This window comes from Microbacterium sp. F2E (assembly GCF_020905435.1).
Taxonomy (GTDB): Bacteria; Actinomycetota; Actinomycetes; order Actinomycetales; family Microbacteriaceae; genus Microbacterium; species Microbacterium lacticum.
The window spans coordinates 69,510-85,117 of record NZ_JAJJIB010000009.1 but is presented as its reverse complement, the minus strand read 5'-3'; the positions used below and the strand labels follow the sequence as shown (position 1 = coordinate 85,117).

Below are 15,608 nucleotides of genomic sequence, written 5' to 3'. Positions count from 1 at the left end.
CCGCCATGCCGTCCCGCACCATCTCGAAGGTCCTCATCGCCAATCGCGGCGAGATCGCTGTGCGGATCATCCGCACGCTCCGGAGCCTCGGCATCCGCTCGGTCGCGGTCTACAGCGACGCCGACGCGGGCGCGCTGCACGTGCGCCTCGCCGACGAGGCGGTGCGACTCGGGCCCGCCCCCGCGGCGGAGAGCTACCTCTCGATCGAGCGGGTGCTGGATGCCGCGCGCCGCACGGGCGCCGACGCGATCCACCCGGGGTTCGGCTTCCTCGCCGAGAACGCCGCGTTCGCCCGCGCGTGCGCCGACGCGGGCATCGTCTTCATCGGGCCGGGCGCCGAGGCGATCGAGGTCATGGGCGACAAGATCTCCGCGAAGCGCACCGTCGAGGCCCGCGGCGTTCCGACGGTGCCCGGGCTCGCGCGCCCCGGGCTCACCGACGACGAGCTGATCGCGGGGGCCGCCGACGTCGGCTTCCCCGTGCTCATCAAGCCGTCGGCGGGCGGCGGCGGCAAGGGCATGCACGTCGTCGCGGACGCGTCTGGGCTGCCGGCGGCGGTCGCGGCGGCGCGACGCGAGGCCGCGGCATCCTTCGGCGACGACACCCTGTTTCTCGAGCGCTACGTGACGACGCCCCGGCACATCGAGGTGCAGATCCTGGCCGATGCGCACGGCGCGGTCGTGCATCTCGGCGAGCGCGAGTGCTCGCTGCAGCGCCGCCACCAGAAGGTCGTGGAGGAGGCACCGTCGCCGCTTCTGGATGCCGCGACGCGGGCGCGGATCGGCGCCGCCGCCTGCGAGACCGCGCGGAGCGTCGGGTACGTCGGCGCGGGAACGGTGGAGTTCATCGTGCCCGGCGATTCCCCCGACGAGTTCTTCTTCATGGAGATGAACACGCGCCTGCAGGTCGAGCACCCGGTCACCGAGCTCGTCACGGGCCTCGACCTCGTCGAACTGCAGCTGCGGATCGCCGCGGGCGAGCCGCTGCCGTTCACGCAGGACGAGGTCACGCTCGACGGCCACGCGATCGAGGTGCGCGTGTATGCCGAGGATCCGCGGGCGGGGTTCCTGCCGACGGGCGGGCACGTCGAGCGCGTCGTGCACCCGTCGGGCGTCGGCATCCGCGTGGACACCTCGCTCGAAGACGGCCTCGACGTCTCGACTGACTACGACCCGATGCTCGCGAAGATCATCGCCTCGGGCCCGGATCGAGAGGAGGCACGGCGGCGCCTGGTCGCGGCGCTGGCCGACACCGCGATCTTCGGGTTCGAGACCAACCTCACGTTCCTGCGGCTGCTGCTCGAGCGCCCCGAGATGATCGCGGGAGACCTCGACACCGGCCTCATCGCCCGTGTCTTCGACGAGCTCGCCTTCCCCGCCGTCGCCCCGCGCGCCTTCGCGGAGGCGGCGCTCATCCTGCACGCCCGCGATGCGGCCGACGCGGCCAGGGCGGCGGCAGGGTCGGGCGCAGGGCGGACCGCGCCGACCGGGCCGTGGGCGCGCGTCGACGGGTGGCGGCTCGGCGGCGCGGCGCCGAGCGTGTTCGATCTCGAGGCGGGCGCGGACGTCGAACGGGTCCGCGTGTGGGCGTCCCCGCTGCGGGTCGCGGTCGGGGACGCGGATGCCGCCGCTGATTCCACCGTCGCGAGCGTCGCCGTCGAGGCCGGCCGGGCGACTGTGAGCATCGGCGGCGTGGCGCGGTCGTTCCCGTTCGCCGTGGGCACCGACGGCGTGTGGCTGAGCGACGGCGGCGAGGCCGTACACGTGCGCGAGCGTCGTGAGTCGTACGGCGCGGTCGCGGCATCCGATGCCTCGCCGACCCTCGTCTCACCGCTTCCCGGCACGGTCGTCATGGTGTCGGTGGCAGACGGCGACCGCGTCGACGCGGGTGATGCGGTGGCCGTCGTGGAGGCGATGAAGATGGAGCACGTGCTGCGCGCGACGGTCGCCGGCACCGTGCGGCTCGGCGTCGCCGTCGGCGACCAGGTGACCCGCAGCGGGATCGTCGCGACGATCGAGGCGACCGAAGCGGTCGACTCCGACGACGCCTGAGCGGGCGCGGCGACCCGGCGGCACGCCGGCGGCGACACCGACGCCCCGCGCCCCCTACCCCTCGACGAGCGCGCGCAGCGCCATGGCCGCGAGGATCCGGCCGGCGTCCGCCTGCGTGGCGGGCGCGGAGTACGGCGTCGAGTTCAGCAGTCCGAAGGTGCCGAGCAGGCGCACCTGACGCTCGGGCTCGGTGAGGTCGGGGCAGACTCGGGCGAGCACGCCGTCCCAGATCTGCACGTACTCCCGCTGCAGCCCGCGCACGCGACGGTTGACCTCCACCGGCAGCTGGGCGAGCTCGCGGTCCTGGATGCGGATGATGTCGGGCTCGCTCGTGGCGAAGTCGATGTGGAAGCCGATGAGCGCGACGAGCGTCGCGTGCGCAGAAAGGTCGCCGCCGAGGATGTCCCGTGCCCCCGCGACGAGCTGCTCACTCGCGCCCTGCAGCAGCTCCTGCAGCAGCTCGTCCTTGCTGCGGACGTAGTTGTACAGCGCGGGCCCGCTCATGCCCACGGCATCCCCGAGCTCCACGGTGGACACCGCGGCGAACCCGCGCTCAGCGAACAGGCTCGCGGCCGCCCGCAGCAGGTCGGCGCGGCGGCTCGCCTTCTGCGACGCACGCCATCCCGATCCCATAGCGCGAGTCTACGGGCGCCCGCGCCTACGCCTCGCGGGTGATCGTCACCTGCACGTGCAGGTCGCTCTTGTACGGACCGGCGTAGACACCGCGCAGCGGCGGCACGTCGTTGTAGTCGCGGCCCCGGCCGACGAGCACGTGCCGGTCGCCGATCTCGATGCGGTTGGTGGGGTCGAAGCCCTCCCAGTCGCCCGTGAACCACTCCACCCACGCGTGCGACTCGCCGGTCACCGGCACCCCGACCTCGGCGTGCGCGCTCGGGTGCAGGTAGCCCGAGACGTAGCGTGCGGGGATGCCGACCTCGCGAAGGGCTCCGAGGGTGATGTGCGTGATGTCCTGGCAGACGCCCTTGCGCTCGCCCCACGCCTCGGCGCCGGTCGAGTGCACGCCGGTGATGCCCGGCATGTACTCCATGGCATCCCCGATCGCCGTCGCGATCGCGAGCGCCGCCCGACCCGGGTTGTCGTGCTGCCCGGCGATCGATCGCGCGATCTCGGCGACCTCGGGGTGCGGGTCGGTGCGGCTGGTCTGCCCGAGCATCTCGACGGTCGACACGGCGCGGCCGCTCTCCCGCTCGAGGCGATCCCAGCCGATGTCGGGGAACTCGACCGGCCGCGGGCGCACCTCGACGAGCGAGCGGGCGGTGATGTCGAGGGCGCTGTGGCCGGCGAGCACATCGAATGCCGCGACACGCGTGCCGAAGTAGTCGGCGTAGTAGTTCACACTCGTCGCCGGGTCGATGTCGAGCTGCGAATTCAGCACGAATTGGGCGTCGGTCGAGCTCGGCAGCATGCGCGCCTCGTTGTACGACGCGCCGACGTCGCCCGGGTAGCGGAACCCGGTCGCATGCTCGATCCGCAGTCGCATCATCGCCGGCTCACCCGCCCGCCGGCGGCGCGCGCCGCCTCCGCCTGTCGAAGGGTCATGAGGTCTCTCCGATCCAGCTGGGCTCGGCATGCGTGGGGAAGAACCGGTCGCGGATCGCCTCCGACGCCTCGCGGGTCACCTTCTGCACCTGCTCCATGTGCTCGGGCAGGTCGCGCAGGATCTCGTCGATCGGCCGGTACTCGAGGTCGTTGCGGATGCGTCCGAGCGCCCGCAGCACCGTGTTGGAGTGCCCGACGCGATCGGCGACGGGATCGATCGCGCTCATGCAGTTCTCCGCGACGGTGATCGAGTGGATGACCGACCGCGGGAACAGCCGGTCGAGCAGCAGGAACTCGGCCGCGTTGGCCGCGCTCGGCATGCCGCGGTAGGTGCGCAGGTACGCCTCGTAGGCGCCGCACGAGCGCAGAATGGTCGTCCACGACGGGCCGGATGCCTCGGTCAGCGCCCGCGTCGCGAGCAGCCGCGCGGTCATGTCGGTGCGCTCGATCGCGCGCCCGAGCGTGAGGAACTGCCAGGCCTCGTCGCGGCTCGTCGACGAGTCGGTGACGCCGACGGCGAGCGCCGACCGCTCGCGCACCCACTGGAAGAACTCGTGCGCCTTCTCGTTGTTGATACGCCGAGGCATCCGCGAATACGTCGTGTTCAGCGTCTCCCAGAGCTCGGTCGACACGATCTCGCGGGCGCGGCGCGCGTTCTCGCGGGCCGACTGCACGGCGTAGGCGATGCTCGACGGGTTGGTGCGGTCGATGGCGAGGCTCGTGAGCACGTCGCCGCGGGTGACGCGCACGTCGTCGGTCGGGGCCACCGACCCCATCACGCCCATGAGCGAGCGGCAGGCGGTGTCTTCGTCGATCCAGGGGTCTTCGAGCAGCAGTTGCAGGTGCACGTCGAGGATGCGCGCCGTGCCGTCGCTGCGCTCGATGTAGCGCCCGATCCAGAAGAGCGACTCGGCGATGCGGCTCAGCATGCGGCACCTCGCGAGGGCGTCGCGCCGGCGGCGCCGGACTGCTGCTGCTGTTCCTGCTGCTCGGCGAGCGGTCCGGGCGTGCCGGGTGCGGTCGCGAGCGGGCCCTGCGCGTCGTAGATGATCGGGATCGCCTGCGTGACGGATGCCTGGTCGGCCACGAGCTCCGCGAGGCCACCAGGCTCCTGCAGCTCGCGCGGGCCGCGGCGCGGAGCGTCGCCGCCGACGATCCAGGTGTCTTTCGACCCGCCGCCCTGCGACGAGTTCACCACGAGCTGTCCCTCGGGGAGGGCGACGCGGGTGAGGCCGCCGGGCAGCACCCACACCTCATCGCCGTTGTTGACGGCGAAGGGGCGGAGGTCGGCGTGGCGCGGGCGCATGCCGTCTTCGACGAGTGTCGGGATCGTCGAGAGCATCACGACCGGCTGCGCGATCCAGCCGCGGGGGTCGGCGATGAGCTTCTTGCGGAGCTTCTCGAGCTCGGCGGGCGAGGCATCCGGTCCGACGACGAGCCCCTTGCCGCCCGAGCCGTCGACCGGTTTGACGACGAGCTCGTCGAGCCGGTCGAGCACCTCTTCGAGCGCGTCGGGCTCTTCGAGCCGCCACGTGTCGACGTTCTTCAGGATCGGGTCTTCGGCGAGGTAGTAGCGGATGAGGTCGGGAACGTACGTGTAGAGCAGCTTGTCGTCGGCGACGCCGTTGCCGACGGCGTTGGCGATCGTGACGTTGCCCAGGCGCGCCGCGAGCATGAGGCCGGGGGCGCCCAGCATCGAGTCGGCACGGAACTGCAGCGGGTCGAGGAAGTCGTCGTCGACCCGGCGGTAGATGACATCGACCCGCTTGGGGCCGCGCGTCGTGCGCATGAACACCTTGCCGCCCATGCACTGCAGGTCGCGCCCCTCGACGAGCTCGACGCCCATGAGGCGGGCGAGCAGCGTGTGCTCGAAGTAGGCCGAGTTGTAGACGCCCGGTGTCAGCACGACGACGTTCGGGTCGTCGACGCCGGGCGGCGCGGCGTTCCGCAGCGCCTGGAGCAGCTTGTTCGGGTAGTCGCCGACCGGCTGCACGCGCATCGAGTGGAACAGCTCGGGCAGGGTCTGCGCCATGACGCGGCGGTTCGAGATGACGTAGCTGACGCCGGAGGGCACGCGCACGTTGTCTTCGAGCACCCGCATCTCGCCGTGCTCGTCGCGGATGAGGTCGATGCCGGCGACCTGGATGCGCACGCCGTTGGCGGAGTGGATGCCCGCCGCCTGGCGGTAGAAGTACTGCGAGCTGGCGATGAGCGCCGCCGGCAGCACGCCGTCACGGACGCAGTACTGGCGGCCGTACGCGTCGTCGAGGAACGCCTCGAGTGCCTTCACGCGCTGCTGCACGCCCTTCTCGACGCGCGCCCACTCGTCGTAGGCGATGACGCGCGGCACCGCGTCGAGCGGGAACGGGCGCTCTTCGCCGGCGAAGTCGAAGGTCACGCCCTGCGCCAGGTACGAGCTGGCGAGCGACTCGGTGCGCCCGCGCAACTCTTCTTGCGTCAGTCGCGCGAGCGCCTGATGCAGCTCTTTGTACGCCGCACGCGACGCTCCGCCTTCGCCGGCGTGCTCGGGCGCCTCGAACATCTCGTCGAACGGCGGCACCCCCGACGCGGTCTTGCGCGGCGCGAGTGTCGAGCCGTAGCCGTCGAACAGATCACCCATCCTTCGACACTAGTCGGCGACGTGTTTCGTGAGTGTGACGGATGCCCCGGCATCCAGGTCTCAGGCGGCGTCAGCCGGCGAGGACGAGGCGGAGCTGCTCGACGGCCCAGTCGAGCTCGGTCGCGCGGACGACGAGCGGCGGCGCGATGCGGATCGTCTGCCCGTGGGTGTCTTTCACGAGCACGCCGCGGTGCAGCAGCCGCTCGGCGATCTCGCGGCCGGTGCCGTAGGCGGGATCGATGTCGACGCCGGCCCACAGGCCCGCGACACGGATGCCGGTGACCCCGGCGCCCACGAGGGCCTCAAGCGCCTGCTCGAGGTGCTCGCCGAGTGCCTGGGCACGCGTCTGGAACTCTCCCGAGGCGAGCATCTCGACCACCTGCTGCCCCACGGCGCAGGCGAGCGGGTTGCCCCCGAAGGTCGACCCGTGCTCGCCGGGGCGAATCACGCCCAGCACCGCGGCGTCGGCCACGATCGCCGACAGCGGCACGATGCCGCCGCCGAGCGCCTTGCCGAGCAGGTACACATCCGGCACGACCTCTTCACGGTCGCACGCGAACGTCGTTCCGACGCGGGCGAGACCCGACTGGATCTCGTCGGCGATGAAGAGCACATTCTTCTCGTCGCAGATCTCGCGGATGCGCCGCAGGTACCCTTCGGGCGGGATCACGACGCCCGCCTCGCCCTGGATGGGCTCGACCAGCACCGCGGCGGTGTTCTCGTCGATCGCGCGGGCGATGGCCTCGGCATCCCCGTACGGCACCGACACGAAGCCGGGCGTGAACGGCCCGAAGCCCGCGCGCGCCTGCGGGTCGTCGCTGAAGCCGACGATCGTCGTCGTGCGCCCGTGGAAGTTGCCGTCGGCGACGACGATCGAGGCCGCGCCCTCCGGCACGCCCTTGACGCGGTACGCCCAGGCGCGGGCGAGCTTGATGCCCGTCTCGACGGCCTCGGCGCCGGTGTTCATCGGGAGCACCATGTCTTTGCCGCAGAGCGCCGCGAGGGCGTCGGCGAACGGTCCGAGCCGGTCGTTGTGGAACGCGCGGCTGGTGAGCGTGACGCGGCCGAGCTGCTCGGTCGCGGCGGCGACGAGCGCGGGGTGGCGGTGCCCGAAGTTCAGCGCGGAGTACGCCGACAGCAGGTCGAGGTACCGCTTGCCCTCGATGTCGGTCACCCACGCGCCCTCGCCGCGAGCGACGACGACCGGCAGCGGGTGGTAGTTGTGCGCGACATGCGCGTTCTCGGCGGCGATCAGCTCGCCGGTGAGGGCGTCGGCAGGGGAGGTGGTCGTGGTCATCGCTTTCCTCGCAGTTCGAGCGTGCAGCACTTGATCCCGCCGCCGCCGAGCAGCAGCTCCGACAGGTCGACGAGCACGGGGTGGTAGCCGCGCTCCCGCAGCTGGGCTACGAAGCCCGTCGCGCGCGGCGAGATGAAGACGTTGTAGCCGTCGGATGCCGAGTTGAGGCCGAACACGGCACCGTCGGCATCCGACACCTCGATCGCGTCAGGGTAGCGCTCCCGCAGCACGGCGAGCGAGGGCTCGTCGAACGCGCTGGGCAGGTAGGCGATGTTCGCCTTCTCCACGCCGCCCGGACCCTCGACCGGGTCGAGCACCGAGATGGCGGTGTCGAGGTGGTAGAACCGCGGGTCGATGAGGCGCAGCGAGACGACCTCGCGGCCGAAGACTCCCGCGACCTCGGCGTGGCTGTCGCCGGTCGAGCGGAATCCGGTGCCGGCGAGGATCGTGTCGCCGACGAGGAGGAAGTCGCCCTCGCCCTCCTGCACCGAGACGGGCTCGACCACGTCGAAGCCGTGCGCGGCGAACCAGTCCATGAACGGACGCTCCTCGCCGCGGCGCTCGTCGACGCGGAAGCGCACGCCGAGCGCGCGCCCGTCGACGATGAAGCCGCCGTTGGCGGTGTAGACCATGTCGGGCAGGCCCGGGACGGGGTCGATGAGCTCGACCTCGTGACCGAGCGCGACATACGTGTCGTAGAGCGTCTGCCACTGCGCCAGCGCTTTGGCGGTGTCGGTGGGCTTGGCGGGCTCCATCCACGGGTTGATCCGGTAGCTCACCGTGAAGTGCTCGGGGCGGCACATCAGGTAGCGGCGGTGCTGGGCGATGCGAGCCGGGGCCGCGGGTGCGGCCTGCGCGGCGGGTGCGGACGAAAGGGACATCTCGCTCCTCGATTCCTTGATCTTCGAAGGGCGGCGGACGCTGTCCAGAGGCCCGTCGGCGCTTCGACTCGTTCCGACGGGGCGGAGAGGAAAGGTCGGGCGGGCACGCCGGGATCCATTGTGCCAGAATCGGCCCTGCCGTCGACGAGCACCGGTGAGTAGATTTCTTTTCCATGGGGAGAAGAACAGGGGACGAGACCCGGGCACTGCTGCTGCGGGTCGGGATGCAGATGCTGCTCGAGCGCGGGGTGTCGGCGGGGGTGCAGCACATCCGGCTGCAGGACGTGCTGCGGCACGCGGGGCTCACCACGGGCGCCGCCTACCGGCTGTGGGCCGATCAGAACGACTACCAGCGCGACCTCGCCGTCGCGATGGTGCGGCTGCGCCTGAGCGGGCCGACCGACTATGCGCGCGCCGCCGTCGGCGAACTGGTGGCGGCCGGCGCGGACGGCGACGACGTCATCCGCGCCGCGGCCGAGGCGCACGTGCGCATCGCCGCCGTCGACACCGACGACCCCGCCGACGCCCTGGACGCCCAGCAGTTCCTCATCTCGCTGGCGCTGCGCACGACGGCGCAGACGTGGCCGGAGCTGAAGGATGCCAGCCGGCAGCGCCACCGCGAATCGATCGCCGCGTTCGCGGAGTTCTACGCCTCGCTGATGGAGGCGTACGGGCTCCGGATGAAGGCGCCTCTGACGGTGGCCGACTTCACCGAGGCGATGGCGGCGATGGGCGAGGGCTTCGCGGTGCGCACCCTGGAGGGGATCGACCATCCCCGCGTCACGGCGGCGGTGGGCGACGAGGTGCCCGAGGGCGACTGGACGCTGTTCGCGCTCGGCGTGCGGGCCCTCGTCAACGAGTTCATGACGCCCGTCACGGACGGCGACAGCGGGGACGATGACAGCGGCGACGGGGGCGGGAGCTCTGGGGTCGAGTGAATCCCCCAACCCCAGAGCGACACTCCCCCCGGCGTGTCAATTGACGGCCAGACCAACGTCACTGCGTGCCCACAGGATTTGAGTGCCCGCAGCGACTGAATCAGCGTCGTGCTGACACCGGTCTCCGTCGGCGCTCCCCAGATGCGCCACTCACATCGTTGCTCGCGAGGGCTCCCGAGACCAGAAAGATAACTTGTTTCTCTCCGGCCCGGACGACGGGGATCAGATGACCGCTTCGCTCCACGGGTCGGGGTTGCCGAACCGGTGCGCCGTGATCGAGATCGCCTGCTCGTGCAGGAAGGGCAGCAGCTCGATCCGTCCCGCCGTGGTCACCTCGTTCGCGTACACCGCGATGTCGGGGTCGCCGCCGGTCGCGTCGGCGAGCGCGGTGCGGGCCGCGGCGACCGACTCCTCGGCGCCGATGATCCGCACGCGCGAGGTGCCCGCTGCGCGCACGCGCTCGATCCACTCGTCGTCGGTCTCGAGGTACACCGGCACGTCGAGGTCGCCGAGCGCGCGCCGCACCGCCGCGGGAAGCCCCACCGGGGCGCTCAGGCTGAAGCCGCCGCCCGCGCGCACGCCCGCGACCACGACCCGCAGCAGCGCCTGCCACGAGGCATCCTTCGTCGCCCGCACCGCCACCTCGACGGGACGGTAGCGGAACAGGTTCCGCTCGACCTTCAGTTGCGACACGTCGCGCACGCGGCCGAACTCGCGGTCCCACACGACGGCGTCGGAGAGCGCGCCGCGGCGCAGCCACTCGAACGCCTCGTAGTCGAGCGAGGGCTGGGCGGCCTCGATGAGCGAGGTGATGCGGGTGTCGAGCCCGCGCAGGTGCAGCGTCGACGAGGGCGCACCGCCCGTGGCGGAGCGCCACGAGCCGAGTCCGATCAGGTAGTTCGGGCCGCCCGCCTTGGTGCCCGCGCCGACCGACGAGCGCTTCCAGCCGCCGAACGGCTGCCGCTGCACGATCGCGCCGGTGATGCCGCGGTTGACGTAGAGGTTGCCCGCCTCGACGCCGTCGAGCCACCGGGCGAGGTCGTCGGGGTCCTGCGTGTAGAGCCCCGCGGTGAGTCCGTAGGCGACGGCGTTCTGCAGCTCGATCGCCTCCTCCAGCGAGGCGGCGTGCATGACGCCGAGCATCGGTCCGAAGAACTCCTCGAGGTGCGTGCGCGAGCCCGGGCGCACGCCCACGCGGATGCCGGGCCGCCACAGCCGCCCGGCGTACTCGGGCGCCACGTCGTCGATCTCCTCCGGAACGACGAGCCACTGCTCGCCCTCTTCGAGCTCCGTGAGCGCCCAGGCGAGCTTGCCGCGGGGCGGCTCGACGACCGGGCCGACCTCGGTGCGCGGGTCGGCCGGCGTGCCGACGCGGAGCGACCGCGTGGCATCCACGAGCTGCCGCGCGAAGCGCTCCGAGCGCGCGACCGGGCCGACGAGGATCGCGAGCGACGCGGCCGAGCACTTCTGGCCGGCGTGGCCGAACGCGCTCTTGACGAGGTCGGATGCCGCGAGGTCGAGATCGGCCGACGGCATGATGATCATGGCGTTCTTGCCGCTCGTCTCGGCGAGCAGCGGCAGCTCGGGTCGCCACGAGCGGAACAGCGCCGCCGTGTCCCACGAACCGGTGAGGATGACGCGGTCGACATCGTCGTGCGCGATGAGCTGCCGGCCGAGGCCGCCCTCGTCGATGTCGGCGAGGGCGAGCACCTCGCGCGCGATCCCGGCCTCGTCGAACGCCTGCCAGAGCGCCTCTGTCACGACGGCGGCGCACCGGCGGGCCTGCGGCGCGGGCTTGAACACGACGCCCGACCCCGCGGCGAGCGCGGCGAGCACGCCCCCGGCCGGGATCGCGATCGGGAAGTTCCACGGCGGGGTGACGACGGTGAGGCGCGCCGGGACGAACACGGCGCCGGGCACCCGGTCGAGCTCCCGCGCGGTGGCGGCGTAGTAGTTCGCGAAGTCGACGGCCTCGCTGATCTCGACGTCGGCCTCGGCGAAGACCTTGCCGGTCTCGGACGCCGCGACCTCGATCAGCTCGCCGCGGCGGGCCTCCAGGGCGCGGGCCGCGGCCTGCAGCACGGCGGCGCGCTCGGCGGCGGGAGTCTGGCCCCACGCGCTCGCGGCGGTGCGCACGCGCTGGACGGTCTCTTCGAGGTCGTCGCCGGAGTCGATCCGCGCAGCGGCGATCGTCGCGTCGCCGGCCGCGGACGTCTCGATGCGCGCCAGAATCTCGCTCGCCCAGACGCGGTTGGCGGGGAGGGCCGGGTCGGAGTCGGGGGTGTTGGCGAAGCCCGCCGCGCCGCCCTCGGCGCCGGCCTTCGCCGATCCCAGCGCCTCGCGACCGGCGAAGACGGCCGTGTCGACGAACTCCTCGCCGCCGAACACCTGCGCCCGGGCGGAGTCGTCGCCCTCGCCGCCGCGGGCGATGCCGAGCACGACCTGGGTCAGGTCGGCGTCGTCGACGTCGTCGGTGTCGGCGGCGTCGCGGGTCGTGGCCTCGGGCGCGGCGGATGCGTCGGCGGGTTCCTCCCCAGCCTCGGCGGCGCGGTCCTGGCGGCGGCGCGGGCTCGCGGGCAGGGTGTCGTCGGCGGCGCGCTCGAGCGACGCGACGAACCGGTCGCGCTCGCGGACGAACATCGCCGGGTCGACCGCGAGGTCGAACGCGGCGGAGAGGAAGTTCTCGCTCGACGCGTTCTCCTCGAGCCGGCGCACGAGGTAGCTGATGGCGACGTCGAACTCGTCGGGGCGGACGACCGGCACGTACAGCAGCACGTGGCCGACCTCGCGCGTCACGGCCTCGACCTGGCCCTGGGCCATACCGAGCAGCATCTCGAACTCGACGTCGGCGGTGACGCCGCGCTCCCCCGCGAGCAGCCACGCGTAGGCGATGTCGAAGAGGTTGTGCCCGGCGACCCCGATGCGGACGGCCCGGGTGTGCTCGGGGCGCAGGGCCTCGTCGAGGCAGCGCAGGTACGAGGCATCCGTGTCGAGCTTCGACGCGTGGGTCGCAAGGGCCCAACCGTGGATCGTGGCATCCACCCGCTCCATCGCGAGGTTCGCGCCCTTGACGAGCCGCACCTTGATGCGCGCGCCGCCCGCGTCGACGCGCTCGGTCGCCCATTCGGTGAGGCGGCGGAGGGCCGGCAGCGCGTCGGGCAGGTAGGCCTGCAGCACGATGCCCGCCTCGAGCTGCTGCAGCCGGGGGTCTTCGAGGATGCGCGTGAACACCGCGATCGTGAGGTCGAGGTCGCGGTACTCCTCCATGTCGAGGTTGATGAAGGTCGGCGCCGTGCCGCCGCGGCCGGCGGCGGTGAGGTAGAGCGGCAGCAGACGCTCGACGACGGTGTCGACCGTCTCGTCGAAAGCCCACATCGAGATGTGGCTCGCGATCGCCGAGACCTTCACCGAGACGTAGTCGACATCGTCGCGGCGGATGAGCTCGTGGATGCCCTCGAGGCGGCGCAGCGCCTCGTGCTCGCCGAGCACCGCCTCGCCGAGCAGGTTGAGGTTGAGCCGCGCCCCCGACTCGCGGATCTTCGCGAGCGCCGGACCGAGCTTGTCGGGCCGCGCGTCGACGACGAGGTGGCCGACCATCTCGCGCAGCACGCGCCGCGCGATCGGCACGACGGGCGTCGGCAGCACGGGCGCGAGGGCGCCGCCGGTGCGGACGGCGGCGCGAAGGTACCAGGGCAGGAACTCCGGCACGAGGGGCGCGACGCGCTGCAGGTTGGATGCCGCGGCGCTGCGCGACTCGGGACGCATGACGCCGTCGACGAACCCGATCGTGAAGGGCAGACCGTTCGGGTCTTTCAGCACGCCCGCGAGCCGCTCGGCGGCCGGATCGGCCTGCACGTCGGCCGCTTCGGCGACCCAGCGCTCGGCGAGCGCGATCGCCTGGTCGGTGAGGTCGGGGAGGGCGTCGTCGATGGTCACATCTCCAGCCTGCACTGTCGTCATCCGATCAGCATGCGGCACGCGTATAGTTCGACAAAAGCGATGATCCATGATGGATATCGTTCGACTTCATCGATGGATGCCTAGGCGGCGTCGCCGTGCGGCTCACACGAGGCGCGGGCGAGAGCGGAGGGACGGCGTGTTCGAGCTGAGACGGCTCCGACTGCTGCACGAGCTGTCGCTGCGCGGCACCCTCGCGGCGGTCGCCGACGCGCTCTCCTACAGCCCCTCGACGATCTCGCAGCAGCTCGCCCAGCTCGAGCGCGACGCCGGCATCGCCCTGCTCGTGCCCGACGGGCGGCGCGTGCGCCTCACCGAGCAGGGGGCGGCCCTCGCCGCGCACGCCGCACGCGCCCTCGACGCCGACGAGGAGATGCGCGCCGAGCTCGAACGGCTGCAGCCGGGCATCGCCCCCGTGCGGGTGGCGGTGCTGCAGACGGCGGCGCGCACCATCGTGCCGACCGCGCTGACGCTCCTCGCCGAGCGCGCCCCGATGCTGCGCGTGGAGCTGGCCGAAGTGCCGCCCGAGGAGGGGCTGTTCGAGCTGTCCGCGCGCGGGTTCGACCTCGCGATCGCGGAGCAGTATCCGGGGCTCACCCGCGCGCACCGCCCCGACCTCGAGCGCCACACCCTCGGCCTCGATCCGCTCCGGCTCGCCACGCGCGGCGCGGCCGCCCCGCTCGGCGACCTCGCCGACCGCGCCTGGGTGATGGAGCCGGTCGGCACCGCCGCGCGGGAGTGGGCCGTGCAGCAGTGCCGCGCGGCGGGGTTCGAGCCCGACGTGCGCTTCTCCCTCGCCGACCTCGGCGCGCACGTCGCGCTCATCGCTTCCGGGCACGCGGTCGGCATGCTCCCCGACCTGCTGTGGAACGGATCACGCCCGCCCGTGACGCTCGGCGCGCTGCCGGGCGACCCGGCCCGGGAGATCTTCGCCGCCTCGCGCCGGTCGGGCGCCGGCCGACCCGGCATCCGGCTCGTGCGTGACGCGATCGCCGACGCCTTCGACGGGCTCGGCGCCGCCTGAGCCGTCGCGCGTCGGTCCTCCCGACGGCGGGTGAGGATCAGTCCCAGGTGCTCGGCGCGGGCGCCTTCGTCGAGGGGAGGGCCGCACCCGCGGCCCAATCCGCGATCCACTGCGGCAGCGCCGGCAGGTCGTCGGGGCGGCCGAGCGCGGCGAACAGCTCGTCGGTGTTGACCACTCCCCCGCCCCTGCGCAGGAACCGCGCGCGCACGATCATCTCGGCGTACACCTCGCCGCCGACCACTGCCCGGTGGATCTGGTAGACCGCCTTGTCGTCGTGGCCGTACAGGCGCGACTCGACCGTGAACCGCTGCCACAGCTGCAGCGACTTGCGGAAGGTCACCGTCTCACTGGCGACCACCGCGTACCAGCCGTGCGCGTTCATGGCATCCCACAGCCCCGTACGGATGAGCAGGTCGAACCGTCCGAGGTCGAACAGCGACGCGTACCGTCCGTTGTTCATGTGCATGAGCAGGTCGATGTCGGTCGGGAGAGTCCGCAGCCGGACACGGCCGACGCTCCGCGGCGGGATCGGTCCGTTGCGGTGCAGCAGCACCTTCGCGCGCCAGATCGTCAGCAGGGTTCGCCACCACACATTCACTCGGGGGACACTAGCGCCACCGGCGGTCGGATCGCGAAAACCGTTGTGGGAGACGCACAATCGCCGAACGCCATGACGAGTGCGAAGGCACCGATTTGGCGCGGGGTCGGGGCGGACGTAGAGTCTGGCCATGGAAGCCACCTCCGACACTTCTTCCGAAGTCACAGCGCAGACCGACACCGTCGTCCGTCCCGTTCGCGACGTCGATGCCGAGGCTCTCGGGCGGGTGCACGCCACCTGCTGGCACGAGACCTACGACCACCTCATCAGCAAGGCCGCGCTCGAGAACGTGTCGCCGAAGCGCCTCGCCGAGCTGTGGACCCACTGGGTCTCGCAGGGCCCCGACTTCAAAATGTTCGCGGCGCTCGTCGACGGAGAGATCGTTGGCTTCGTCGGCTCGGGCCCCGCACGCGACCGCGACGCCCCGCGCCCGCGCGAGCTGTACTTCATCTACCTGCTCGACGCGTATCACGGCACCGGCGTCGGACAGCGCCTGTTCGACGCGGCCGTCGAGAAGGACGAGCCGGTGTACCTCTGGGTCGCCGACGACAACCCCCGCGCGCACCGCTTCTACACGCGCAACGGCTTCACCCTCGACGGCGCGACCCACACCGAGCCCTTCCTCGGCGAGACGCTCACCGAGGTGCGCTTCACCCGCTGATCGTCCGCGCGGCCCGGCGCC

Annotated in this window: 12 protein-coding genes; 4 read left to right on the top strand and 8 right to left on the bottom strand. The window is 72.2% G+C overall.

Annotated elements, in window-relative coordinates:
- The first annotated feature begins 5 nt into the window (after positions 1-5).
- Positions 6-2,051: a biotin carboxylase N-terminal domain-containing protein gene (locus LOK55_RS08730; protein WP_229935062.1), complete on the top strand. Its 2,046-nt coding sequence runs from the start codon at positions 6-8 to the stop codon at positions 2,049-2,051.
- 54 nt (positions 2,052-2,105) lie between these two features.
- Here the strand turns inward: LOK55_RS08730 and LOK55_RS08725 are convergent, their stop codons facing one another.
- The 6 genes from LOK55_RS08725 to ddaH form a co-directional block, all read right to left on the bottom strand.
- Positions 2,106-2,684 carry a TetR/AcrR family transcriptional regulator gene (locus LOK55_RS08725; RefSeq protein ID WP_229935061.1) on the bottom strand — a complete coding sequence of 193 codons (579 nt, stop codon included), beginning with the start codon at positions 2,682-2,684 and terminating at the stop codon, positions 2,106-2,108.
- A 25-nt stretch (positions 2,685-2,709) separates the two neighbouring features.
- Positions 2,710-3,555, bottom strand: a complete 846-nt coding sequence (locus LOK55_RS08720) for a transglutaminase family protein (RefSeq protein WP_229935060.1) — start codon at positions 3,553-3,555, stop codon at positions 2,710-2,712.
- Between the two features lie 52 nt (positions 3,556-3,607).
- Positions 3,608-4,540, bottom strand: a complete 933-nt coding sequence (locus tag LOK55_RS08715) for an alpha-E domain-containing protein (protein WP_229935059.1) — start codon at positions 4,538-4,540, stop codon at positions 3,608-3,610.
- Entirely contained in the window at positions 4,534-6,231 is a 1,698-nt protein-coding gene (locus LOK55_RS08710) for a circularly permuted type 2 ATP-grasp protein (protein ID WP_229935058.1), read from the bottom strand. Before LOK55_RS08710 ends, LOK55_RS08715 begins: the two co-directional genes overlap by 7 nt.
- Before the next feature lie 70 nt (positions 6,232-6,301).
- Positions 6,302-7,528, bottom strand: coding sequence for an ornithine--oxo-acid transaminase (gene rocD, locus LOK55_RS08705; protein ID WP_229935057.1), 1,227 nt, complete (start codon positions 7,526-7,528; stop codon positions 6,302-6,304).
- Positions 7,525-8,409: a dimethylargininase gene (ddaH, locus tag LOK55_RS08700; protein ID WP_229935056.1), complete on the bottom strand. Its 885-nt coding sequence runs from the start codon at positions 8,407-8,409 to the stop codon at positions 7,525-7,527. Before ddaH ends, rocD begins: the two co-directional genes overlap by 4 nt.
- A gap of 173 nt (positions 8,410-8,582) precedes the next feature.
- On the opposite strand from ddaH, the gene LOK55_RS08695 reads away from it, so the two are divergent.
- Positions 8,583-9,347 (top strand): hypothetical protein, encoded by a 765-nt coding sequence (locus LOK55_RS08695; protein ID WP_229935055.1) that lies wholly within the window; start codon positions 8,583-8,585, stop codon positions 9,345-9,347.
- 222 nt (positions 9,348-9,569) lie between these two features.
- Here the strand turns inward: LOK55_RS08695 and LOK55_RS08690 are convergent, their stop codons facing one another.
- Positions 9,570-13,307, bottom strand: coding sequence for a bifunctional proline dehydrogenase/L-glutamate gamma-semialdehyde dehydrogenase (locus tag LOK55_RS08690; protein ID WP_229935054.1), 3,738 nt, complete (start codon positions 13,305-13,307; stop codon positions 9,570-9,572).
- Positions 13,308-13,443: 136 nt separating this feature from the next.
- Here LOK55_RS08690 and LOK55_RS08685 point away from each other — a divergent pair, with 136 nt between their 5' ends.
- Positions 13,444-14,328, top strand: coding sequence for a LysR family transcriptional regulator (locus tag LOK55_RS08685; protein WP_229935053.1), 885 nt, complete (start codon positions 13,444-13,446; stop codon positions 14,326-14,328).
- Positions 14,329-14,365: 37 nt separating this feature from the next.
- On the opposite strand, the gene LOK55_RS08680 is transcribed toward LOK55_RS08685, so the two are convergent.
- A complete protein-coding gene (locus LOK55_RS08680) occupies positions 14,366-14,926 on the bottom strand; it encodes a thioesterase family protein (RefSeq protein WP_229935052.1) in 561 nt (186 codons plus the stop codon).
- A 130-nt stretch (positions 14,927-15,056) separates the two neighbouring features.
- Here LOK55_RS08680 and LOK55_RS08675 point away from each other — a divergent pair, with 130 nt between their 5' ends.
- Positions 15,057-15,587 (top strand): GNAT family N-acetyltransferase, encoded by a 531-nt coding sequence (locus LOK55_RS08675; protein WP_229935051.1) that lies wholly within the window; start codon positions 15,057-15,059, stop codon positions 15,585-15,587.
- Positions 15,588-15,608 lie beyond the last annotated feature (21 nt).

Excerpts from the sequence above, each read along its gene's own strand:
- LOK55_RS08725 (WP_229935061.1), bottom strand. The coding sequence starts at position 2,684 with ATGGGATCGGGATGGCGTGCGTCGCAGAAGGCGAGCCGCCGCGCCGAC.
- ddaH (WP_229935056.1), bottom strand. The coding sequence starts at position 8,409 with ATGTCCCTTTCGTCCGCACCCGCCGCGCAGGCCGCACCCGCGGCCCCG.
- LOK55_RS08715 (WP_229935059.1), bottom strand. The coding sequence starts at position 4,540 with ATGCTGAGCCGCATCGCCGAGTCGCTCTTCTGGATCGGGCGCTACATC.
- LOK55_RS08675 (WP_229935051.1), top strand. The coding sequence starts at position 15,057 with ATGGAAGCCACCTCCGACACTTCTTCCGAAGTCACAGCGCAGACCGAC.
- LOK55_RS08690 (WP_229935054.1), bottom strand. The coding sequence starts at position 13,307 with ATGACGACAGTGCAGGCTGGAGATGTGACCATCGACGACGCCCTCCCC.
- LOK55_RS08695 (WP_229935055.1), top strand. The coding sequence starts at position 8,583 with ATGGGGAGAAGAACAGGGGACGAGACCCGGGCACTGCTGCTGCGGGTC.
- LOK55_RS08730 (WP_229935062.1), top strand. The coding sequence starts at position 6 with ATGCCGTCCCGCACCATCTCGAAGGTCCTCATCGCCAATCGCGGCGAG.
- LOK55_RS08720 (WP_229935060.1), bottom strand. The coding sequence starts at position 3,555 with ATGATGCGACTGCGGATCGAGCATGCGACCGGGTTCCGCTACCCGGGC.
- LOK55_RS08710 (WP_229935058.1), bottom strand. The coding sequence starts at position 6,231 with ATGGGTGATCTGTTCGACGGCTACGGCTCGACACTCGCGCCGCGCAAG.
- rocD (WP_229935057.1), bottom strand. The coding sequence starts at position 7,528 with ATGACCACGACCACCTCCCCTGCCGACGCCCTCACCGGCGAGCTGATC.